The organism is Alterluteimonas muca, from assembly GCF_021191595.1.
In the GTDB taxonomy this organism is placed as follows: domain Bacteria; phylum Pseudomonadota; class Gammaproteobacteria; order Xanthomonadales; family Xanthomonadaceae; genus Luteimonas; species Luteimonas muca.
Window position 1 is genome coordinate 13,006 of record NZ_JAIWPS010000012.1, and the last position, 22,220, is coordinate 35,225.

The window sequence follows — 22,220 nt, forward strand, 5'->3', positions numbered from 1 at the left end:
CGCGTCGGCGCCATCCGCGCTCAGGCCATCACCGGCATCTCCACCAGTGCACCGGGCGCGCACACGAACACGCGCTCATCGCGTGCCGGATCGAATGGCATGCCGCCGGCGAACGTGGTGAATGCCGGCAGGATGCCGACCTCGGCGAAGCGGAACACCGGCAGCCGTGGCAATCCCGGCAGGCGCAGCACCGGGTGCAGGTGCCCGGCCAACACGTAGCCCTCGCCACCGGCAGGCGCATCTTCCGCGGCATGCACGAACAGGAACGGCGGCTCGTGCACGTACGGAGCATGCAGTTCCAGGCCCATCGAGGCGGCGCGTTCCGGATGCCGCCGCAGCACGCGGTCATGGTTGCCGGCGACCACGTCGATCCGCAGCGTCGACCAGCGGTTGCGGAACGCGTACCAGCGCGCCAGCCACGGGGCTTCAGGGATCTCGCCGTGCAGCAGGTCGCCCAGCACCAGCAGGCGCTCGGCGCCGGTCAGTTCCAGCAGCGCGTCGAGGCGCTCGAGGTCGTGCGAGGTGCCACCGACCGGCAAGGCGATGCCCGCACGGCGGAAGTGGTCGGCCTTGCCCAGGTGCAGGTCGGCGATCACCAGGGTGCGGGTGCGCGGCCAGTACAGCGCGCGCTCGGCATGCAGCTGCACCGGCTCGCCGGCGACGAGGACCTCGCGCTCATCCGCCATGGCGGCGCTCCAGCTGCGTGGCGGCGCGCTGCACGCGGGTGCGCCAGTCCTCGGTGCTCAGGCGACCACGCACGGCTTCGGCCCACAGCGGAAAAGAGAGCGGGGTGAACGAGCGCGGCGTGCGCAGCACGATGTCGCGTCGTGCGCAGTCGTCCAGGGTCTCGCGCAGGCGCCGCACTTCCAGTTGCGCGGAGAACACCTCGCGCTCGGCCTGGTCCAGCAGCATGTGGTCGGGGTCGAAGCGCTGCAGCACATCGAACAGCAGGCCGCTCGAAGCCTGCAGCTGGCGCATCGAACGTGGCGCGCGACCCGGCAATGACGGCGGCAGCAGCCCGGCGACGCGTGCGATCTCGCGGAACTGCCGACGCGCGAGTTCGCCGAGGTTGAGGCTCTCGCGCAGGTCGTCCTCCAGTGCCACCGGGTCGAGCAGCGTGCGCAGCTGCGCCTCGTCCACGCCCTCGGCACGCGCGGCCGACAGCACGAAGCCGTAGTCGTTGACCGAGAAGGCGAAACTGTCCGGTGCCATCCTGCCCCATCGCAATGCCAGCAGCGCCGCGAGCCCTTCGTGCACCTGCCGCCCGGCGAACGGATACACGAAGAGATAGCGACCGCCACGCGCGCGTATCCACTCCACCAGCAAACGGTCGGGGCCGGGCAAAGCGGACAGCCGCGCCTGCAGCTGCAGCAGGCCGGCGATCGCGTCCAGCTCGGGTGCCTCGACCTCGCCGGCGAATGCGCGCTCCACCTCGCGGCCGAGTTCGCTCGACAACGGCATCTTGCCGCCGAGCCAGCGCGGCACCGTGCCGTCGCCCGCACCCGGTGCGTTGCGCACGTAGGCGGTCATGTCCTCGAGCCTGACCAGTTCCAGCAGGCGGCCGGCGAAGTGGAAGCGGTCGCCACGGCGCAGGCGGCCGACGAAGCTCTCCTCGACGGAACCCAGCGCGCCGCCGCGCAGGAAGCGCACCACCACCGCGCCGTCGCTGGCGATGGTGCCGATCGACAGCCGGTGGCGCAGCGCGATGCGCCGGTCCTCGACGCGGTACAGGCCATCATCGCCGCGCACCACGCGCTGGAAATCCGGGTAGTTCGACAGCGCGCGCCCGCCCTGCACGATGAATTCGAGCACCGCCTGCCACATCGACGGGCTGAGCGCGGCGAAGGCATGCGTGGTGCGCACTTCGTCATACAACGCATCGGCATCGAAACCGCCACCGAGCGCCAGGGTGACGCAGTGCTGGGCGAGCACGTCCAGGCTCAGTCGCGGCGGTGGCCGCGCCTCGATCGCGCCGCGTGCAACCGCCTCGCGTGCCGCGGCGTACTCCACCAGCTCCAGCGCGTGGGTGGGCACGCAGACCACGCGCCCGCTCTCGCCCGGCCGATGCCGCGCACGGCCGGCGCGCTGCAGCAGCCGCGCGATGCCCTTCGGGCTGCCGATCTGCAGCACCTGGTCGACCGCGGGGAAATCGACGCCAAGATCGAGGCTGGAAGTCGCCACCACGCAGCGGATGCTGCCGTCACGCAGCCCCTGCTCGGCCGCGGCACGCAGCGCCGGGTCCAGCGAGCCGTGGTGCAGGGCCAGCGTTTCCGGCGCCTCCGGCCAGACCGATGCCAGCGCGCGATGCCAGAGCTCCGCCTGCGAGCGGGTGTTGGCGAACAGCAGGCTGGTGCGCTCGGCCATCAGGGCGTCCAGCACCCGAGGCAGCTGCGCGAGGCCGAGGTGTCCGGCCCAGGCAAAACGTTCGTCGGCGGCCGGCATCAACGTCTCGAGCTCGAAGCCACGCGGGCGCGCACCGGACACCAGCGCGGCCCCGGGCGCATGCGGCAGCAGCACGTCGCGCGCCTCCGGCAGGTTGCCGAGCGTGGCCGACAGCCCCCAAGTGCGCAGCGCGGGGTTCAGAGCCCGCAGCCGCGCCAGCGCCAGCTGCAGCAGCACGCCGCGCTTGTTGCCCAGCAGTTCGTGCCATTCGTCGACGATCACGCAGCGTAGGCGTGCCAGCTGTGGCGCGGTGTCCGGATAGCTCAGCAGCAGCGACAACGACTCCGGGGTGATCACCAGCAGGTCGAGCTTGCCGGCACGTGCAAGCCGGCGGTCGCGCGCGGAGGCATCGCCGGTGCGCAGGCCGAGTTGCCAGTCGAGGCCGACGGCCTCCGTCGCCACCCGCAGCGCGCGCAGGGTATCGGCGGCGAGCGCGCGCAGCGGCGTGATCCACAGCACCTGCAGATGCGGCGTGCGCTTTGCGGCTGCAGGTGCACGGGTGCGACCCGGCCCCGAGGTGCGCTTGGCGCCGCCCGCGACCGGGACGCGGGCGGCAAGCGCCCTCCGGGGGCGGCCCTGGCCGCGACCATCGCCACCCGCCGACGCGGCAGCGGCGCGCGCATTCCCGGCACCCGTTCCGGCAGGGCGCGCGGCATCGGCGCCATCACCATCCGCGCCGGCCTCGACGGAAGCGGACGAAGGCAAGGCCGCCAGCGCTTCCAGCAACGGCCCGCCGAACGCGGCCAGGGTCTTGCCGCTGCCGGTGGGCGTGTGCAACAGGCCGGACTCGCCGGCGAGGTAACGCCGCCAGACCTCGCGCTGGAACGCTGCCGGCTTCCAGCCCTGTGCGGTGAACCATGCCGACAGCCGTGCCTGCGCCTCGCGGCGCCCGGCCACGCGTGCGCGGCTCACCGCGCCAGCGCCTTCAGGGTCTCGAGGCGGTCGGCCTCGGCGACCGGCTTGTCGTGTCGCCAGCGCAGGATGCGCGGGAAGCGCACCGCGATCCCGGACTTGTGGCGGCTGCTGCGGTTGACCGCTTCGAAGCCCAGCTCGAAGACATGGTGGGCGGTCACCGAACGCACCGGGCCGAAGCGTTCCAGCGTATTGGCGCGGATCCAGCGGTCGAGCTGCAGGATTTCGCGGTCGTCGAGCCCGGAATACGCCTTGGCCACGGGCACCAGCACCTCGCCATCCCACAGCCCGAAGGTGTAGTCGGTGTACAGCGTGCTGCGGCGGCCGTGGCCCGACTGCGCGTACAGCAGCACCGCATCCACCGTCAGCGGATCGATCTTCCATTTCCACCAGTCGCCGCGACGCCGCCCGGCCTGGTATGGCGAATCCAGCCGCTTGAGCATCAGCCCCTCGACGCCGCGTTCGCGCGCGCCTTCGCGCAATGCCGCGGCCTCGTCCCAGTCGCGTACCTCGACCCGCGGCGACACGGTGATGCGCGGGTCGCCGTGCGAGTCCAGCAGCGCTTCCAGCAATGCGCGGCGTTCGCGCAGCGGGCGCGCGCGCAGGTCCTCGCCCTCGAGCTCGAGCAGGTCGTAGGCGCGCACCCGCACCGGGGCATCGGCCAGCGTCTTCGCACCAGGCTTCAGCCGCTGGATGCGCTTCTGCAACGCGGTGAACGGCATCGGCACGTCGGCATCGCCCCAGGCCAGCAGCTCGCCATCGATCACGCAGTGGCGCGGCAGCGTTGCCGCCGCGGCTTCGATTTCCGGGAAGCGGCCATCCAGGCGCTCCTCGCCGCGCGACCACAGCGCGGCGTCGTCGTCGCGATGGATCAGCTGCAGGCGGATGCCGTCCCACTTCCATTCCAGCAACCAGTCGTCGATCGGACCCAGCGCGCGGGCGACCGCATCCGGATCACCGGCCAGCGACAGCGCCTCCGGTGCCGGCTCCTCCGCCATGCCGGCCTCGTCGCCGGGCGCGGCACGCAGCGTGCTTTCCAGCGGCGACGCCAGGAAGAACGGGTACGGCTGCTGGCGGTCGGCCGGCAGTGCATCGGGCGACAGCAGGTCGCGCATGAAGGCCGGCGTCGGCGCCCAGCTGCCGAGCATGCGCTGGGCGATCAGCGCGATGTCGATGCCGCTCATCTCGGCAAGCGCTTGCTGCACCAGCCGCTGCGACACGCCGACGCGCAGCGCGCCGGTGAGCAGCTTGTTGAAGGCCAGGCGCTCGTCGAAGCACAGCGAACGCCATGCGCCGGTGACCACCGCGCGACGCGCCTCCGGCTCGCGGTTGGCGACCGCCAGCAGGCGGTGTTCGACCCAGTCGGCCAGGCCGATGTCCTCGCCGGGTTCGGCCGGCTCGTCCATCAGCAGCGCCAGGGTCTCGGCGAGATCGCCGACCTGGTCGTAGCTGGCGTCGACCAGCCAGTCCGGCAATCCTGATTCGGCGACGATCCATTCGCGCAGCTCGCGGGTCCCGGCGATGCGCCGCTTCGGCCCGGCGACCTTGCCGCCGCTCAACAGGTGCAGCGCCCACGCGGCGTCGCGCGGCGGTGCCTCGCGGAAGTACGCCACCAGCGCCGCGCGCTTGTCGAGCGTCGCGGTGCTGCGGTCGAGCTCGGTGTAGAGCGCGGCGAAGCGTTTCATGTGCCGGCCCTCCGTGCCTGCACGGTGCAGCGGCGCTCAGTCCTCATTGCCGTACCCGGTGCGGAAGCCCTCGGCCTCGATGCCCTCCTCGCACAGCGCGCGCACGATGGCGTGGGTATCGCCATGGGTCGCGATCACCCGCCGCGCGCCGGTCTCGCGCACGGTGCGCACGAGGTCCGGCCAGTCCGCATGGTCGGACACCACAAAGCCGCGGTCGACGTTGCGCCGGCGACGGTTGCCGCGGATGCGCATCCAACCCGACGCGAAGCCGGTCTGCGCGCGACGGAACCGGCGCATCCAGCTGGAGCCGGCGGCCGACGGCGGGGCCAGCACCAGTTCGCCGGCGAAGTCACGCCCCTTCTCCTCCTCGGCCACGGCGCGGGTGTCCGGCAGCGCGACGCCGGCATCGCGATACACCTGCACGCCGGTGGCGATCGCCCCGTGCAGCAGCACCGGGCGGTCCTCATGCGCAGCGATCTCGGCCAGCACGCGCTGCGCCTTGCCCAGCGCGTAGCAGAACAGCACCGCCGCCTCGCCACGCGCCTCGCAGCGCCTGCGCCAGTCGACGATATCGGCGGCCACGTCGGGGGTGTGCGGCCAGCGGTACACCGGCAGGCCGAAGGTCGCCTCGGTGATGAAGACGTCGCAGGGCACGACCTCGAACGGGGCGCAGGTGGGGTCGGGCTGGCGCTTGTAGTCGCCCGAGGCCACCCAGACCTCGCCCCCGGCCTCGATGCGCACCTGCACCGAACCCAGCACGTGACCGGCGGGATGCAGCGACACCCGCGCGTCGCCGATCACGAACGGCTCGCCATGCGCATGCACGTGGTAGCACTGCTCGCCCAAGCGCCAGCGCAGGATCGGCAGCGAGCCGGTGCTGCAGTGGTATTCGCCCATGCCGGCCCGCGCATGGTCGCCATGGCCGTGGGTGATCACCGCGCGCGGCACCGGCCGCCAGGGATCGATATGGAAATCACCCGGCGGGCAGTACAGGCCTTCCGGCGTGAGGACGACCAGGTCGCCGCTGAATGCGCTCATGGGCGCATTCGGGCATGTCCGGCGTGCACGCGGTGCCAAGCCCGCCCGCGCGCGGCGTCAGTCCCCGCCGTCGGCCGGGGGCTGGCCGTGCGCGTCGTCGACCGCGGCCGGCGGTGGCGCCCACCTCGCCAGCGCATCCGCAAGGATGCCGCCGGTCAGCGGCTTGCGCAGGAAGCCGTCGAAGCTCGCCTGCATCGCCAGCGGTTCGGCGTCCGCGTCGGCACGCGCGGTGATCGCGATCAGCGGCCGCCCGAAGCCCTGCGCGCGCATCTGCCGCGCCAGCGCCAGCCCGTCGATGCCGGGCAGGTCGAGGTCGAGCAGCGCGGCATCGACCTCGGCCGTGGCCAGCGACACCAGCGCCGCCAGCCCGTGCGCCACGTGCATCACCCGGTGGCCCTGCGCCTGCAGCAGACCGCTGATGACTTCGGCGACCGTCGGGTCGTCTTCAACCAGCAGCAGGAACAACGTGCCGGGCGGGCGTGGCGCCGGGTCCACGGACGCCTCCGCCGACGGCGGGCGCACTTCCGGCAGCGGCAGTTCCACCGCGAAGCGGGTGCCCTGGCCGGGCGCGCTGTCGACATCGATGCGCCCGCCCATCTCCGCGGCCAGCTCCTGGCAGATCGCAAGCCCGAGGCCGCTGCCGCCATAGCGCGCGGACGTGCGCGCGCCCTCGGCCTGCTCGAAGCGCCGGAACAGGCGCTCGCGCTGCTCGCGGTTGAGCCCGGGGCCACTGTCGCCGACGACGAAGCGCACCTGGCCCTCGCCGGCCGGTTCCGCGCTCAGTTCCACATGGCCGTGCTCGGTGAACTTGATCGCGTTGGCCAGCAGGTTGAGCAGGATCTGGCGCACGCGCACCACGTCGCCCGACACCCAGGCGGGCAGCTCGACGGCGATGCGCTCGCGGAACTCCAGCCCGCGCTGGTGCGCCACCGGAGCCATCAGCGAGAGCGTCTCGTCGAGCAGCGCGCGCAGGTCGAACGGGCGGGTGTCGAGCTTGAGCTTGCCGGCCTCGATGCGCGCGAGGTCGAGCGCATCGTTGACCAGCCGCAGCAGATGTTCGCCGGCATCGCGGATGGATTCCGCGTAACGCTGCTGGCGCTCGTCGAGCGGCGTGCCCAGCAGCAGCTCGCTCATGCCGAGCACCCCGGTCATCGGCGTGCGCACCTCGTGGCCGAGGGTGGCCAGGAAATGGGTCTTGGCCAGCGACGCCTGCTCGGCCACCTCGCGCTTGTGTTCGGCAAGCTGCCAGGCATGGCGGCGACGCAGGCGACGGCGATAGCTCCAGGCGATCCACCACACCGCGGCGAGCGCAACCGCGGCGAACAGCAGCTGCGCGGCCAGGGTGCGCCACCACGGCGGCGTGACCTCGAAGCGCAGCGCCTGCGGCGTCGACCACACGCCTTCCTCGTTGCGCGCGCGCACCCACAGCGTGTACTGGCCCGGCGCCAGCTGCGAGAACGCACGCTCGCCGGTGGCGGTTTCCACCCAGCCTGCGTCCTCGCCATCGAGATGGAATGCATAACGGTGCGCGCCCGGGTTGCGGAACGACATCAGCCGCACCCGCACCTGCAGTTCGCGGTCGCCGTGGCCGATCACGAACGGTGCGTTCGACATCCGCTGGATCGGCGCCTGGCCGCGCAGGCCGATCTCCTCGACCAGCACGCGCGGCTCGTCGGTGGCCGGCACCACCTGCAGCGGATCGAAGTCCACCAGCCCGTCCGGCGAACCGGCGAACACCCGGCCGCTGTGCGGGTCGGCGAACAGCGGCGTGGGAAAGTCCTGGCTGGGCAGGCCATCGGCGATGCCGTAGGCGCGCACTGCCGCGGTGACCGGATCCACCCGCCACAGCCCGCGCGAACTCGACAACCACAGCACGCCCCCGGCGTCGCGCACCACGCCGCTGAAGGCCACCTGCGGCAACCCTTCGGCGGCGCCGACGCGCGCCTGCGGATGAAGGCGGCCATCGCGCCAGTCGAATACCGCGACAGTGCCCGCACCCGCGGCCAGCACCTGGCCGGCCCGGGCATCCCAGCGCAGCGCGGTCCAGCCGCCGACCGGGGCGCCGTCGACCTGCCGCCACTGGCCGTCCCGCAGATGCCGCAGCGCGCGCGCGGTGGCCAGCCACGGCGCGCCGTCGGGGCCGATCGCCAGGTCGTAGACGTTCTCTCCCGACTCCAGCCCGCCGCCACCGGGCTGGTGGATGTCCAGGGTGTGGCCGTCGCGGTCTCGCAGCTGGATCACGCCGTTGTCGAACAGCATCCACAGCCCCTGCGCGCTCTCGGCGAAGCGCACCACCGCGCCCGACTCGCCGGCCAGCCCGTCGGCATCGGCCCAGCGCTGCAACGCGCCGGTGGCCGGCGTATAGCGCGCCAATCCGCGGCGTGAGCCGATCCACACCTGGCCATGGCGGTCCTCGTGCACGCAGTCGAGCAGGCGGCCGTCCGCCACGTCGTGCAGGTGCTTGCGCAGGCGGCCGCTGCGCAGGTCCAGCGACTCCAGCGCACCGCCGCTGCCGACCAGCCAGATCGAGCCGTCGGAGGATGCCGCGATGCCGCGCACGTGCGAGTTGTGGATCCCACCCGGCTGCCCGGGCCGCAGGGTGCGCGCGGAGAACAGGCTCCAACCGGCCGGGTGGTACCACAGCCCATGGGTGTGGCTGGCCAGCCAGATGCCGCCCTCGCGGTCCTCGATGCCCATCGTCCACTGCGGCCGCACCCGGTCCTGCGCCAGCGGGCTGTACAGCGGCACCTCGTGGGATTCACCGTGGTCGACATGGCCCAGCCCGGCGGCGACATCCACCCAGTGCGCGCCGCGCTGGTCCTGCACCAGCAGTTGGATCGGGCGCAGCCGCGGGTCGGGCGCCGCGACCGGCGCCGGGCGCAGCGCGCCGTCGGGATCGAGCACGTGCGCGCCCTCGGCGGCACCCACCCACAGCACGCCGTCGCGGTCGAAGCGGATGCTGGTGGGAAGAACGCCGTCGACGCGCTCGAAGCCGTCGCCGGTCCAGCGCGCCAGCCCACCCAGCGTCGCCACCCAGAGCCGGCCCTGCGGGTCGCGTTCCAGGCACACCACGCCGGCGTGCGGGAGGCTGCGCGGGTTGCCGGGCTCGGGCATCCAGCGTTCGATGCGGCCGTCGTCGTGCAGCCGGTGCAGGCCGGCGTCGGCGGTGCCGATCCACACCGCGTCGGGTTCGTGGGTATCCAGGGCCCAGATGTCGTTGCCGCCCAGGCCCGGCAGCGTGCTGCGGTCGATACGACGCATGTCGCCACCCACCGGGTCGTATACCGCCAGGCCGTTGTGGCGGGTGCCGATCCACAGCGTGCCGTCGGCGCGCCAGGCCAGCGACCAGATGAAGTTCGTCGGCAGCCCGTCCTCCATCCGCAGCACCTGCATCGCGGTGCCGTCGTAGCGCGCCAGGCCGTCGCCGGTGCCGATCCACAGATAGCCGGACGGATCCTGCAGCAGCGCATTGGCGCGGTTCGACGGCAGGCCTTCGGCCACACCGACCTGGCGCAGGCGCAGGTTCTCCGGATGCGGGCTGGCGTAGGCAGCCACGCCCGACAGCAGCGCCAGGACCAGCACCGCGGCCGACCGGCGCAACCAGCGCGCCGGGGCGCACAACAGGCTCATTCGAGCGGATCCTCCTGGCGGCGCGCGCAGGCATCGCGCAGCGCATCGGCGAGCATCCTGCCTGTCAGCGGCTTGCGGAGGAAGCCGTCGACGCCGGCGGCGCGTGCCGCGGGCTCGGCGTCGGCATCGGCGCGCGCGGTGATGGCCACCAGCGCGATGCCCGGCGACTGCGCGCGCAACTGCCCGGCCACCGCGATGCCATCGATGCCGGGCAGGTCGAGATCAACGAGCGCCACGTCCATCGGCTGCGCGCGCAACGCGACCAGCGCCGCCAGCCCGTGCCCGGCATGCACCACCGCATGCCCCTGCGCGCGCAGCAGGCCGGCAATCACCTCCGCCACGGTGGGGTCGTCCTCCACCAGCAGCACGTCGAGCCCGGCCGGCGCCGCGGACGCCTCGGCAGGCACCGCGACCTCCTCGGGTCCGGCGGTCGCAGCCGGCAGCGGCAGCCACACGCGGAAGCACGTGCCCTCGCCGGGCGTGCTGTCGACGGTGATGCGCCCGCGCATTTCCGCCGCCAGCTCCTGGCAGATCGCCAGGCCCAGCCCGCTGCCGCCGTAGCGCGCGGCCGTGCGCGCGCCGTCGGCCTGCTCGAAGCGGCGGAACAGGCGGTCGCGCTGCGCATCATTGAGGCCGGGGCCGGTGTCGCGGATCTCGAAGCGCACGTCGCCATCCGTGTACGCCACCGCGAGCCCGACATGGCCGCGCTCGGTGAACTTGATGGCGTTGCCGAGCAGGTTGAGCAGGATCTGCCGCACCCGCATCGCGTCGCCCACCAGCCAGCGCGGCAGCGCCGGGTCGACTTCCTCCACGAACCCGAGGCCACGCTGCCCCGCCAGCGGCGCCATCAATCCGGCGACATCCTGCAGCAGCGCGCGCGGGTCGAACGGCCGCGGGTCCAGCTCCAGGCGACCTGCCTCGATGCGGGCAAGATCCAGCGCGTCGTTGAGCAGGCGCATCAGGTGCTCGCCGGCGTGGCGGATCGATTGCGCGTAACGGCGCTGCTGCGGCTGCAGCGGGGAATCGAGCAGCAGCTCGCTCATGCCCAGCACGCCGGTCATCGGCGTACGCACCTCGTGGCCGAGCGTTGCCAGGAAGCGGCTCTTGGCCACCGAGGCCTGCTCGGCCAGTGCGCGCTCGCGCTCGGCCAGCTGCCATGCGTGGCGCCGGCGCAGGCGCGCGCGGTAGCCGGCAGCCAGCGCCGCCACCAGCGCCAGCGCCAGCAGCACCCACGCCACCAGTGCCACGGGGGTGCGCCACCAGGGCGGCTGCACCAGCACTTCGACGCTGCGTTCGGCCACCGAGCCGTGCGCATCGGCCGCGCGCAGATGCAGCGTGTAGCGGCCGGGCGCGAGCCCTACCAGCACGCGGTCGCCGGATGCACCCTGCTCCTGCCAGTCGCGGTCGACCCCCTCCAACTTCGACCAGTAGCGGTTGTTCTGGGGGTCGTCGAACGCCAGCAGTCGCGCGCTGATGCGCAGTTCGCTGCGTCCCGGTGCCAGCACCGCGGCACCATGCCCGGGCCGCTCGCGCCATTCGCCATCCTCGCGTACCGCGAAGCTGTCGAGTTCCAGCGCCGGCACCACGGGCGGATCGGCGTCGGCACTGGTGTCGATCAGCACCACGCCGGCATCGCCGGTGGCGCCGGCGAGCACGCCATCGGTGGTCAGCGCCAGCGCGCGGTAGACGAACTCCTGGTTGCGGAAGCCCAGGCCGACACCCAGATGGCGCATGCGCCCCGCCGCGGGATCCCAGCGGTACAGGCCGCGCGTGGTCGATACCCATACCCGCCCGCGTGCGTCGATGCGCAGCGCGGACGCCGACAGGGGCGGCATGCCGCGACCCGCATCGACGCGGTCGTCGAAGGTCCAGCGACCGTCGATGCGGCGGTAGCGGTCGAGGCCCTCGATGCTCTGCAGCCACAGGGTGTCTGCACCGTCGAACGCGAACGCGACGACCGTGCGCCCGCCGGTGGCGATCCGCGGCTCGAGGCGGCCGCTCTCCGGGTCGAACACCGCAAGGCCGTAATCGCCCGCGGTCCACAGCCGGCCCTCGGCATCGAACCCCATGGCCTCGTGGTCACCACGGTCGTCGGCCGGGATTTCGCGCAGCACCCGCCCGGAGTCGGCATCCCGCTGCTGCAGGCCGCCCTGACGCGCCGCGGTCCACAACGTGCCATCCGGCGCAATCTGGACCTGGTCGGTGATGCGCCCGGTCGCGGCATCCTGCGGGCTGTCGGGGCCCCAGAAATCGACGGACCCCTGGGCGCCCACCCGCAGCAGCCCGGGGCGCACGCCGATCCACAGCACGCCATTGGCGGTCTCGGCCAGTGCCGCCACCCGGTGCATGCGCAGCTGGCTGTCGAGTGGCTCCTCGAACGCCTCCACCTCGCCGGCCGCCGACAGCCACTGCACACCGGCAGCACTGCCCAGCCAGATGCCACCGTCGTGCGCCGGCGCCAGCGCCGTGTACAGCGTGGGCAGCAGGCCGTCGCGGGTATCGAACTGCGCCACCTGGCGCCAGTCGGAGCGCAGGTAGCCCAGGCCGATGCCGGGCAACGGCACCCACAACGCGCCATCGTCCTGGCGCAGGATCTGCATGATCCCGCGGTCCTGCACCGGCGCACCGGTCTCCACCGGCCGTGGCATGCCATTCGCGGGCACCCGCCACAGCCGCCGTTGCGAGCCGATCCACAGTGCGCCGTCGTCATCGCGGGCGAAGCTCACCGCGGCGTTGGGCGCCTCGAACATCGAACTCCATGCCGGTCGGCTCCAGTTGCCATCGGCGTCCATCACGAAGGTGCCCTCCGCGGTGCCCACCCATAGCGCCTCGCCCATCCAGCGCGCGGTGTACACGCGCGGATAGGGCACCGCGCCCGGAAGCGCGATGCGCCGCACGCCATCGCCATCGGCCACGACGACCCCGCCGAAGGTCGCCGCCCACACCCGGCCCTGCGGATCGACGTCCAGGTCCAGGATCGGCTGCGAGGTCAGGCCATCGGGCGCATCGTCGTCGGGTGCGAAGCGCGTCAGCCCGGCGCTGTCCGACCAGCGGTAGAGCGCACCGTCCATCGCCCCGAACCACAGTTCGCCATCACGATCGGTCAGCGACAGGATGTTGGGATCGCTGATCAGGCCGCCGTCGTCGAGCGGTTCGAAGCGGTCGCCATCACGGACATAGCGTGCAAGGCCGCCCTTCTCGGTGGCGACCCAGACCCGGTCGCGGGCATCGACGTGTACGGCCTGGATGAAGTTGTCGCCCAGCGACCCGGCGCGGCCGGGATCATGCCGCCATACCTTCATCTGCATGCCGTCGTAGCGCGCCAGGCCGTCGCCGGTGGCGATCCAGACGAAACCCGCGCGGTCGCGGGCGATGCCCATGATGTCGCTGGACGGCAACCCTTCCTGCGCGCCGACCGGGCGGAAACGCGGCGTTTCCGGCAGCGCGGCGGCGGCCAGGACACAGGTGCCCAGCCACAACAGCACCGTCAACAGCGCCAGCGCCGTGCGCATATCGGATGTTTCCCCTGCTCCGCCTCCCCGGCGGACAGCCATCGTCGCAATGCCCGTCTGCCCGTGCAAGGCGCGATGTGACGGCGATCAAGCTATTGGTCGCGGCGCCTGCACATACGGCGTGGCCGCCCGCCGTAGACTGCCGCGATGCCCCTGCGCCTGGCTCCGCTCGTTTTCCTGCTGGCCCTGCTCTCGCCGATGGCCGCGGCCGCCGAGCGCTTCGCGCTCGATCCGGTGCACACCCGGGTGATGGTGGCGGTCGACCACGCCGGCTATTCGAAGGCCATCGGCACGGCCTCGGGCAGCACCGGCGTGCTTGCGTTCGATCCCACCGACTGGCGCCAGGCGCGCCTGGAAGCGCGGGTGCCACTGCAGCGGCTCGATTTCGGCGATACGGCCTGGAACCGGGCGGTGGCTGCGGCGAACCTGCTGGATGCCACCCGTACCCCCGAAGCGCACTTCATCTCCACCCGCGTGGAGCCGGTCGCCGGGGACGAGGCCATCGTGCACGGGCAGCTGACCCTGCGCGGCGTGACCCGGCCACTGGCGCTACAGGTGCGCATGAACGCGCTCAAGCGCCACCCGATGCCGCCGTTCCGGCGCACCGCCGGGTTTTCGGCCACTGCCACCCTCAGCCGTGCCGACTTCGGCATCGACGCGTGGCCATCGATGATCGGCGACACCGTCGAGCTGCGTATCGAGGCGGAAGCCTTCGCCTCGCGCACGGCGCGCTTCAGCGACGAGACCGCGCCGGAAGGCCCGTTGGATTCGCCCGCGCCTGCCGGTTGACCGGCTGCTTATCGCGGGATCAGGGCCCCGACGGGGATCCGATGAACGCCACCACGGCCGCCACGTCGAACGGCCAGTCGAGTTCACGGCCATCGGCTGATCGCAGCACCGGCACGCGGATGCCGTAACGGGCCTCCAGCGCCTCGTCGTCGTCGATCCACACGCTCTCGAAGTCCGGGACACGGGCCTGCGCCAGCACGTCCAGCGCCTGGTCGCACAACGGGCAGTGGTCGCGCTGGAACAGCTGCAGCGCAGGCGTTGGCTGGGACATGGCGTTGCGCGGCCCGGACGGCGGGGTTCAACAAGGGCCGCGTAGAATAGCGCCCATGGCCGTCAGCACGTTCGACCTCTACAAGATCGGCATCGGGCCGAGTTCCTCCCATACCGTGGGGCCGATGCGCGCCGCCGCACGCTTCGTCGAGAAGTGGCTGGTGGAGCCGGGGCGCCTGGACCAGGTGGCGCGGGTGCGCGCCGAGGTGTTCGGCTCGCTGGCGCTCACCGGCCGCGGGCATGGCACCGACAAGGCCGTGCTGATGGGCCTGGAGGGCCACTGGCCCGACCGCATCGACCCTGACGTCATCCCGGCGGCGCTCGAGCGCATCCGCGGCGAGCGGCGCATCCTCCTGCAGGGCCTGCACGCGATCGAGTTCGACGAGAAGCGCGACCTGGTGATGAACAAGCGCCAGAAGCTGCCGTTCCATACCAATGGCATGCGCTTCTCGGCCTTCGATGGCGCCGACCAGCTGATCGCCACCCGCGACTACTACTCGGTCGGCGGCGGCTTCGTGGTCAACCAGGACGAGGCCGCGGAGGACCGCATCGTTGCCGACGAGACCGCGGTCCCGCACCCGTTCTCCAGCGGCGACGAACTGCTTGCACGCAGCCGCGAGACCGGGCTGTCGATCGCGCGGCTGATGATGGAGAACGAGCTGTGCTGGCGCAGCCAGGCGGAGATCGAGGACGGCCTGCGCAGCCTGTGGCAGGCGATGCAGGACTGCGTTGCGCGCGGCATCCGCCAGGACGGCGTGCTGCCCGGTGGCCTGCACGTGTCGCGTCGCGCACCGGCGCTGTACCGCGAGCTGTCGAGCCAGCCGGAAGCGGCGATGCGCGATCCGCTGACCACGCTGGACTGGGTGAATCTCTACGCGCTGGCGGTCAACGAGGAAAACGCCGCCGGCGGCCGCGTGGTGACCGCACCGACCAATGGCGCGGCCGGCATCATCCCCGCCGTGCTGCATTACTACGACCGCTTCTGTCCGAATTCCAATGAACAAGGCGTGTTCGATTTCCTGCTCACCGCCGCGGCGATCGGCATCCTCTACAAGGAGAACGCGTCGATCTCCGGCGCCGAAGTCGGCTGCCAGGGCGAGGTCGGCGTGGCCTGCTCGATGGCCGCGGCCGGACTCGCGGCGGCGCTGGGCGCAAGCTCCAGCCAGATCGAGAACGCCGCCGAGATCGGCATGGAACACAACCTCGGGCTGACCTGCGACCCGATCGGCGGGCTGGTGCAGATCCCGTGCATCGAGCGCAACGCGATGGGCGCGGTCAAGGCGATCAACGCCGTGCGCATGGCCAAGCGCGGCGATGGCAAGCACAAGGTCAGCCTGGACAAGGTCATCAGGACCATGCGCGACACCGGCCGCGACATGCACGACAAGTACAAGGAAACCTCGCGCGGCGGCCTCGCGGTCAACGTCATCGAGTGCTGAGCGTCGAGTCCGGCGGTGGGGCGCTTCGTGGCGAACGCCCACCGCCGCATGCGGGACATCGCCCGCATGGGCGTCTCCGCCATAATCCGCGGATGATTCCGTCCCGCGTCGCATTCCTCGTCGTCCTGCCGCTTTGCATCGCCGGCTGCGCAAGCCTGCAACACGACGCGCGGGGATCCGCCGGGCGGCCCCAGGTGGCGCCGTCGGCAGCGGTGGTGGTCCGCGAAGCGTTCGTGGCGACGCCGCGCCCCGCGGACGAACTCGACTCCCTGGCCACCTGGGTGGATGCGGATGGCGCCACGAAGGTCATCGCCACCGGCAAGTCCTCGCACCGGCTGGTGATCTTCGACGGCGACACCGGAGCGCACGCTGGCGAATCCGGCGGCCGCGGACGCGGGCCCGGCCAGTTCGAGCGCCCGAATGGCATCGCGGTTTTCGGTGACCTGGTGCTGGTGACCGAACGCGACGCTCCGCGCGTGCAGGTCCTGCAGCTGCCCGGGTTCACCCATCTCGCAAGCTTCGGCGAGGACGAATTGCGCAGCCCCTACGGCATCTGGGTGCATGAAATCGAGCCCAACGTGCTGGAGGGCTTCGTCACCGACAGCTTCATGCATGGCGCGGACCACCGCACGGTTCCACCCGCGGAAGAACTCGACCAGCGCGTGCGCCGCTACCGCATCGAGGCCGACGCCGACGGCGTGCGCACGACGCATCTCGGCGCATTCGGCGCCACCCATGGGGACGGCGTGCTGCACATGGTGGAGTCGATCGCCGGCGATCCGGCGCAGCAGCGGCTGCTGATCGCCGACGAGGACACCCGCCAGGGCTCGACACTGCACGAGTACGGCTTCGATGGGGACTACACCGGCCGCAGCCTGCCCGGCGGCACCTTTTCCGGCGAGGCCGAGGGCGTGGCGCTGTGGGATTGCGGCCTCGACGCCGGCTACTGGCTGGCGGTGGACCAGACCATGCCGCACACCGGCTTCCACCTGTTCGACCGCACCACGCTGGCGCCGCGCGGCAGCTTCCGTGGCGAGGTCACGGCGAACACCGACGGCATCGCCCTGCACGCCGCGGCCACCCCGCGCTTCCACGCCGGCGTGCTGTACGCGGTGCACGATGACCGCGCACTGGCGGCGTTCGACCTCGGCGAAGTGATCCGCGCGCTCGACCTCGATCCCGCCTGCGCGCAGTAGGTCGACGATGTCTTCCCCCGCCCTCGCGCTGCTTGCCGCGGCCGTGCTGCTCGCAGCGGCGACCGACGCCTGCGCCGGCGAGGTGTGGCGCTGGACCGATGCCGACGGCACGCCGCACTACGCCGACCGGCCGGCACCGGATGCCCGCAGCCCGCGACGCACTGCCGACAGCGCGCCCGCGGCCATTGCGCGCCTGCGCATGGAACAGGCCGACGGCGAATCGCTGGCCTGGGTGCAGAACCCGCTCGATGGGCCGATCGAGGTGCTGCTGCGTGCAGCCGGCTCCGCGCCGCAGGCAGTGCCGGCGCTGCCCGCGCGCGCGACGGTGCCGGCGCGCACCGAAGTCCTGCTGACGCGGATCGCCGGCTACGGTGCCGCCGCGCAGCTGTCGCTCACCGCGGTGCCCGGGCATCCGGGTGCACGCCCGCGCGACGTCGAGTACGCCTATCCGCTGGACACGCGAGCGCTGCGTGTCGAACAGGGCTGGGGGGGCCGCTACAGCCATTCCGATGCGCAGAACCGCCACGCGGTGGACTTCGCCGCCCCGGTCGGCACCGTGGTGCTGGCCGCGCGCGACGGCACCGTCATGCATGCCGAGGCCGGTTTCGAGGACGCCGCGCCCGGCGACCACCAAGCCGTGACGCGCGCCAACTTCGTGCGGGTGCTGCACGATGACGGCAGCATGGCGCTGTACGCCCACCTCGACGCGGGCGGCGTGCTGGTGCGCCCGGGACAGCGTGTCCGCCGCGGCACCCCTATCGGTCGATCGGGCAACACCGGGCTGTCCAGCGGTCCGCACCTGCATTTCGTGGTGCAGGTCAACCGTGGGCTCAGCCTGGAATCGATCCCGTTCCGGATGTTCGGCCCGCAGGGGATCCTGCGCTTCCAGCCGTAGCTTCCGGCAGGCCGAGGGCGAGTACGCCCTCCTCGAACAGGCGGTGTTCGGTTTCCAGCCGCTGCATGTCGGCGGCATCGAGCGCCGCTGCCGGGCGTCCGGCCAGCTCCTGCACCAGCGCCAGCTCGCGGTGGTCGAGGATGCGGTTGGCATAGTCGCCCCGGACCACACCGGAGGCCGGGTCGATGCCGCGCACCAGCGGCCCGATCTGCACCTCCAGGGCTTCGAAGTCCACCGGCGGTGGCGGCGGTTGCAGCGCGCGTTCCACGGCGGTCATGAAGCCTCCCTCGAACGCCTCCGGTGACCAGTGGGCGTCGATGAATGCCCGCCCGCGCATGCACGCTTCGCCGACCGCGGCCGGCTCCCGAAGCCCCTCCAGGATGGCTTCGGCCACCGGCACAAAGGCCGCGGGCGACACCTGGCCGCTGGCATCGGCCGCCATTCCGGCATCCTCGATCACCGTGATGCCGTGCCCGTCGGGCAGCAGGAAGCGGTTGTTGCCGACGCCATTGGTGTAGACCGGGCAACCGGCGTGCACCGACTCCAGCACGTAGAAGCCGAACGGCTCCGGGAACAGGTTGTAGGCCAACCCGAACCGGGCAATGCCGAACAGTTCGAACACCGCGCGCTGGTGCAGGTGCGGCACCGGCAGGAACAGGTCGGCGCAGCGCAGCCCCGACCCGGCCAGCAGCGCGTCGATCGAGGCCTGGTGCGCGGGCGGCAGCGACTGTTCGGAGATCGCCAGCATCACCCGCGTGCCACCGCGCCTGCGTGCGATGTCGTTGAGGGCGTACAGGATGCCGACCGTGGCCATCAGGTCCTGCTTGCCCGGCTGCAGCGCATGCCCGACGACAACACCGGCATCCACGGCGCGACGCACCGCCAACGGCACGTCCGCGCCCATGGGGAAGCCCGGTTCGCCCGCCGGCGTGGACACGCACGGTACCGGCATCGGGGCATCGACCACCCGCGTGAACCCGGCGGGGTCGAGCACCCGACGTCCCTGCCAGTCCGGGGTCGCGAACAACGCGCGCAAGCTACGTGCGAGATAGGGGGAATTCGCGCAATGGACATCGATGGCCTCGTTGCCGATCCATGCACCGGTGCCGTATGCGAGCCCGTGGTAGAGCACCAGATGGTGCGACGCCCATTGCCTGGACGGTCCGCGGAGGGAAACCCCGGCGCCGTCGTGCACGGCGAGCAGCGGCGTGGGCCCCGACGCCTGGTCGGCCAGCGCACGCGCCAGGCCCATCGGCACCATGGATTCCTGCGCGGCGCGCAGCCGCGGGCGGGGCGGCACGAACGCCTGCACCCGCCAGCCACGGGCGCGCAACAGCGGCGCGACGCGGTCGTTGACGTATCCCACCGAACCGTTGAACGGCGGGCCTCCGGTTTTCGACAACTGCAGGTGCGCCCGAGGTTGCGGCTGATCCATCGCCCTGACTGCATGACGCGCGCCGCGCGGGCCCCGGATTATAGGTGGCCCGGCGCCGCGTATAATCGCCAGCCCCCTGACCCTGCCGCACGCAGCGCGTGCATTCCCGCATGCCTGACGTTTCCGCAGAATCCGCCCGCCGCCGCACGTTCGCGATCATCTCGCATCCCGACGCCGGCAAGACCACGCTCACCGAGAAGCTGCTGCTGTTCGGCGGTGCGATCCAGATGGCCGGCTCGGTCAAGTCGCGCAAGACCACCCGCCATGCCACCTCCGACTGGATGGCGCTGGAGAAGGAGCGCGGCATCTCGGTGACCTCGTCGGTGATGCAGTTCCCGTACGAAGGCAAGATCGTCAACCTGCTCGACACCCCTGGCCACGCCGACTTCGGCGAGGACACCTACCGCGTGCTCACCGCGGTGGACTCGGCGCTGATGGTGATCGACGTGGCCAAGGGCGTGGAGGAGCGCACCATCAAGCTGATGGAGGTGTGCCGCCTGCGCGACACCCCGATCATGACCTTCATCAACAAGCTCGACCGCGAGGGCAAGGACCCGATCGAGCTGCTGGACGAAGTGGAAACCGTGCTCGGCATCCAGTGCGCGCCGGTGACCTGGCCGATCGGCATGGGCCAGCGGCTGAAGGGCGTGGTGCATCTGCTGACCGGCGAGGTCCACCTGTACGAGCCCGGCCGCAATTTCACCCGCCAGGATTCGACCATCTTCCCGTCGCTCGATGCACCGGGCCTGGAGGAGAAGATCGGCGCGAAGATGCTCGCCGACCTGCGCGAGGAACTCGAACTGGTGCAGGGCGCCAGCCATCCGTTCGACAAGGCGGAATACCTCGCCGGCCGCCAGACCCCGGTGTTCTTCGGGTCCGGCGTCAACAACTTCGGCGTGCAACCGCTGCTGGACTTCTTCGTCGAGCATGCGCCGTCGCCGCAGACCCGCTCGACCACCACCCGCGACGTCGCCCCGCAGGAACCGAAGCTCACCGGGTTCGTGTTCAAGATCCAGGCCAACATGGACCCGCAGCACCGTGACCGGGTGGCGTTCATGCGCGTGTGTTCCGGGCGCTTCGAGGCGGGCATGAAGGCCTTCCACCCGCGCACGGGCAAGGAAGTGAAGCTTGCCAACGCACTCACCTTCATGGCGTCCGACCGCGAGATCGCCGCCGAGGCGTATCCCGGCGACGTGATCGGCATCCACAACCACGGCACGATCTCGATCGGTGACACGTTCACCGAGGGCGAGACGCTGGCATTCACCGGCATCCCCAACTTCGCGCCGGAACTGTTCCGCCGCGCACGGCTGCGCGATCCGCTCAAGCTCAAGCAGTTGCAGAAGGGCCTGGCGCAGCTGTCGGAGGAAGGCGCGACGCAGTTCTTCCGCCCGCTGATGTCCAACGACCTGATCCTGGGCGCGGTCGGCGTGCTGCAGTTCGACGTGGCCGCGTACCGGCTCAAGGACGAGTACGGCGTCGATGCGATCTTCGAGCCGGTCGGGGTGGTGACCACGCGCTGGGTGCATTGCGACAACCCGAAGAAGTTCGAGGAATTCCGCGAGAAGAACGCGCCCAACCTCGGCATCGATGCCGCCGGCGAACTCGTCTACCTCGCCCCGACCCGGGTCAACCTGCAGCTTGCCCAGGAGCGCTGGCCGGACGTGCGCTTCGCCGCCACCCGCGAGCACGCGCATACCGCCGGGACCACCTGAGCGGGCCCGCCGCAATCGCGTTCGCGCGATTGCTACCCGTTCGCGCTGCCCACTGACAGCACGCACGCGTATGGTCTAATGCGCCGGACCTTTCCCCCGGGGCCGCAGTGAGCACTACCACCATGAGCCTGCGACAGAAGCGCGAGGAACTCGCCAGCGCGCTGACCCATGGGCTTGGCGCCGCCGCCGCACTTGCCGCCGGCGCGGTGCTGATCACCCTGGCCGCGCTGTACGGCGACGCCTGGCAGCTCGGTGCCGCGATCGTCTTCGGCGTCAGTCTGCTGATGCTGTACTTGGCGTCCACGCTGTACCACGCCTTCCACCACCCGGTGCTCAAGGGCCGGCTGAAGGTGTTCGACCACTGCGCGATCTACCTGCTGATCGCCGGCACGTATACGCCATTCACCCTGATCGGCCTGCGCGGGCCGCTGGGCTGGACCCTGTTTGCCGCGATCTGGACGCTGGCGTTGGCCGGTGTGGTGTTCAAGCTCTTCTACACCGGGCGCTTCAAGCGCCTGTCGACGCTGATCTACGTCGCGATGGGCTGGCTGGTGATCGTGGCGATCAAGCCGGTGCTGGCGGCGCTCGACGGCTGGACGTTCGGCTGGCTGATCGCCGGCGGGCTGTTCTACACCCTGGGCACGATCTTCTACCATCGCGAGTCCATTCCCTATTCGCACGCGATCTGGCACCTGTTCTGCATCGCCGGCAGCGTGTGCCACTACATCGCGGTCATGGCGCAGGTGGCGACGCCGCGCTGACCGGCGCGCACGTACCCTGGCCGCATCGTCCAACGGAGTCCCGCCATGCGAACCGCTGCCACCCTCACCACCTGCCTGCTGCTTGCCGCATGCGGCCAGGATCCGGCACCGACCCCCGCCACGCCCGTGAGCGAGGCCTTCGAGCCGGACGGCGCGAAACCGCCGATCGGCCCGGTGGATGCGACGTATCTCTGCGATGGCGGCAACCGCGTCGACCTGATCGAGAACCGCCGATTCGCCCGCATCGCGATGAGCGATGGCCGCGTGGTGCAGCTGGGCGCGATGGACAAGAGCCAGCCCCCCACCTGGTCGGATGTCGGCCTGCGCTTCATCGTCGGCGCCGACTACGTCGAACTGTCGCAGGACAACGGGCGCACGTTGCGCTGCGAGGAACAGGCCGCCTCCGATACGGTCGGCGCGGACAGCGCCACCGGCTGAGCGCTGAACGGCGGAACAACGCATTCACCATGGTTTGATACCGGCGCGCCGAAGGTGGCGGGG

The 22,220-nt window shown here is 71.5% G+C and carries 15 protein-coding genes; 7 read left to right on the forward strand and 8 right to left on the reverse strand.

Features of this window, described 5'->3' with window-relative positions:
* Positions 1-20: 20 nt before the first annotated feature.
* Genes pdeM through LDO11_RS13155 form a run of 6 tightly spaced genes read right to left on the reverse strand, consistent with a single transcriptional unit; the run spans position 21 to position 13,219 of the window.
* Complete coding sequence (gene pdeM / locus LDO11_RS13130) at positions 21-686, reverse strand: ligase-associated DNA damage response endonuclease PdeM (RefSeq protein WP_232141937.1); 666 nt, start codon at positions 684-686, stop codon at positions 21-23.
* Positions 676-3,339 (reverse strand): ligase-associated DNA damage response DEXH box helicase, encoded by a 2,664-nt coding sequence (locus LDO11_RS13135; protein WP_435574655.1) that lies wholly within the window; start codon positions 3,337-3,339, stop codon positions 676-678. The genes pdeM and LDO11_RS13135 overlap by 11 nt, the downstream gene beginning before the upstream one ends.
* Before the next feature lie 11 nt (positions 3,340-3,350).
* Complete coding sequence (locus LDO11_RS13140) at positions 3,351-5,039, reverse strand: ATP-dependent DNA ligase (RefSeq protein WP_232141938.1); 1,689 nt, start codon at positions 5,037-5,039, stop codon at positions 3,351-3,353.
* A gap of 36 nt (positions 5,040-5,075) precedes the next feature.
* On the reverse strand, positions 5,076-6,077 hold the full coding sequence (locus LDO11_RS13145) for a ligase-associated DNA damage response exonuclease (protein ID WP_232141939.1): 1,002 nt from the start codon (positions 6,075-6,077) through the stop codon (positions 5,076-5,078).
* Between the two features lie 57 nt (positions 6,078-6,134).
* A complete protein-coding gene (locus tag LDO11_RS13150; RefSeq protein ID WP_232141940.1) occupies positions 6,135-9,707 on the reverse strand; it encodes a sensor histidine kinase in 3,573 nt (1,190 codons plus the stop codon).
* The gene (locus LDO11_RS13155; protein ID WP_232141941.1) at positions 9,704-13,219 is read right to left on the reverse strand and encodes a hybrid sensor histidine kinase/response regulator; all 3,516 of its coding nucleotides are present in this window, start codon (positions 13,217-13,219) and stop codon (positions 9,704-9,706) included. The genes LDO11_RS13150 and LDO11_RS13155 overlap by 4 nt, the downstream gene beginning before the upstream one ends.
* Positions 13,220-13,366: 147 nt before the next feature.
* Between LDO11_RS13155 and LDO11_RS13160 the strand changes: the two genes are divergently transcribed.
* Positions 13,367-14,008: a YceI family protein gene (locus LDO11_RS13160; protein WP_343226131.1), complete on the forward strand. Its 642-nt coding sequence runs from the start codon at positions 13,367-13,369 to the stop codon at positions 14,006-14,008.
* 19 nt (positions 14,009-14,027) lie between these two features.
* On the opposite strand, the gene LDO11_RS13165 is transcribed toward LDO11_RS13160, so the two are convergent.
* Complete coding sequence (locus LDO11_RS13165) at positions 14,028-14,279, reverse strand: glutaredoxin family protein (RefSeq protein WP_232141942.1); 252 nt, start codon at positions 14,277-14,279, stop codon at positions 14,028-14,030.
* A gap of 55 nt (positions 14,280-14,334) precedes the next feature.
* Between LDO11_RS13165 and LDO11_RS13170 the strand changes: the two genes are divergently transcribed.
* From LDO11_RS13170 to LDO11_RS13180, 3 genes are all read left to right on the forward strand, one after another.
* Positions 14,335-15,717 (forward strand): L-serine ammonia-lyase, encoded by a 1,383-nt coding sequence (locus LDO11_RS13170; protein WP_232141943.1) that lies wholly within the window; start codon positions 14,335-14,337, stop codon positions 15,715-15,717.
* Between the two features lie 92 nt (positions 15,718-15,809).
* A complete protein-coding gene (locus tag LDO11_RS13175; RefSeq protein WP_232141944.1) occupies positions 15,810-16,913 on the forward strand; it encodes an NHL repeat-containing protein in 1,104 nt (367 codons plus the stop codon).
* Positions 16,914-16,920: 7 nt separating this feature from the next.
* Positions 16,921-17,808: a peptidoglycan DD-metalloendopeptidase family protein gene (locus LDO11_RS13180; protein ID WP_232141945.1), complete on the forward strand. Its 888-nt coding sequence runs from the start codon at positions 16,921-16,923 to the stop codon at positions 17,806-17,808.
* Here LDO11_RS13180 and LDO11_RS13185 read toward each other — a convergent pair.
* Positions 17,744-19,210 (reverse strand): glycosyltransferase family protein, encoded by a 1,467-nt coding sequence (locus tag LDO11_RS13185; RefSeq protein ID WP_232141946.1) that lies wholly within the window; start codon positions 19,208-19,210, stop codon positions 17,744-17,746. The genes LDO11_RS13180 and LDO11_RS13185 overlap by 65 nt on opposite strands.
* A gap of 143 nt (positions 19,211-19,353) precedes the next feature.
* Here LDO11_RS13185 and LDO11_RS13190 point away from each other — a divergent pair, with 143 nt between their 5' ends.
* From LDO11_RS13190 to LDO11_RS13200, 3 genes are all read left to right on the forward strand, one after another.
* Positions 19,354-20,958 (forward strand): peptide chain release factor 3, encoded by a 1,605-nt coding sequence (locus LDO11_RS13190; protein WP_232141947.1) that lies wholly within the window; start codon positions 19,354-19,356, stop codon positions 20,956-20,958.
* Between the two features lie 122 nt (positions 20,959-21,080).
* Positions 21,081-21,719: a PAQR family membrane homeostasis protein TrhA gene (gene trhA, locus LDO11_RS13195; RefSeq protein WP_232142019.1), complete on the forward strand. Its 639-nt coding sequence runs from the start codon at positions 21,081-21,083 to the stop codon at positions 21,717-21,719.
* Between the two features lie 45 nt (positions 21,720-21,764).
* Positions 21,765-22,157, forward strand: coding sequence for a hypothetical protein (locus tag LDO11_RS13200; protein ID WP_232141948.1), 393 nt, complete (start codon positions 21,765-21,767; stop codon positions 22,155-22,157).
* The last annotated feature ends 63 nt before the right edge of the window (positions 22,158-22,220 follow it).

What these genes read in the sequence shown, in the direction of transcription:
- pdeM (WP_232141937.1), bottom strand. Translation starts at nt 686, where the DNA reads ATGGCGGATGAGCGCGAGGTCCTCGTCGCCGGCGAGCCGGTGCAGCTG.
- LDO11_RS13140 (WP_232141938.1), bottom strand. Translation starts at nt 5,039, where the DNA reads ATGAAACGCTTCGCCGCGCTCTACACCGAGCTCGACCGCAGCACCGCG.
- LDO11_RS13145 (WP_232141939.1), bottom strand. Translation starts at nt 6,077, where the DNA reads ATGAGCGCATTCAGCGGCGACCTGGTCGTCCTCACGCCGGAAGGCCTG.
- LDO11_RS13150 (WP_232141940.1), bottom strand. Translation starts at nt 9,707, where the DNA reads ATGAGCCTGTTGTGCGCCCCGGCGCGCTGGTTGCGCCGGTCGGCCGCG.
- LDO11_RS13155 (WP_232141941.1), bottom strand. Translation starts at nt 13,219, where the DNA reads ATGCGCACGGCGCTGGCGCTGTTGACGGTGCTGTTGTGGCTGGGCACC.
- LDO11_RS13160 (WP_343226131.1), top strand. Translation starts at nt 13,367, where the DNA reads ATGCCCCTGCGCCTGGCTCCGCTCGTTTTCCTGCTGGCCCTGCTCTCG.
- LDO11_RS13165 (WP_232141942.1), bottom strand. Translation starts at nt 14,279, where the DNA reads ATGTCCCAGCCAACGCCTGCGCTGCAGCTGTTCCAGCGCGACCACTGC.
- LDO11_RS13170 (WP_232141943.1), top strand. Translation starts at nt 14,335, where the DNA reads ATGGCCGTCAGCACGTTCGACCTCTACAAGATCGGCATCGGGCCGAGT.
- LDO11_RS13175 (WP_232141944.1), top strand. Translation starts at nt 15,810, where the DNA reads ATGATTCCGTCCCGCGTCGCATTCCTCGTCGTCCTGCCGCTTTGCATC.
- LDO11_RS13180 (WP_232141945.1), top strand. Translation starts at nt 16,921, where the DNA reads ATGTCTTCCCCCGCCCTCGCGCTGCTTGCCGCGGCCGTGCTGCTCGCA.
- LDO11_RS13190 (WP_232141947.1), top strand. Translation starts at nt 19,354, where the DNA reads ATGCCTGACGTTTCCGCAGAATCCGCCCGCCGCCGCACGTTCGCGATC.
- trhA (WP_232142019.1), top strand. Translation starts at nt 21,081, where the DNA reads ATGAGCCTGCGACAGAAGCGCGAGGAACTCGCCAGCGCGCTGACCCAT.
- LDO11_RS13200 (WP_232141948.1), top strand. Translation starts at nt 21,765, where the DNA reads ATGCGAACCGCTGCCACCCTCACCACCTGCCTGCTGCTTGCCGCATGC.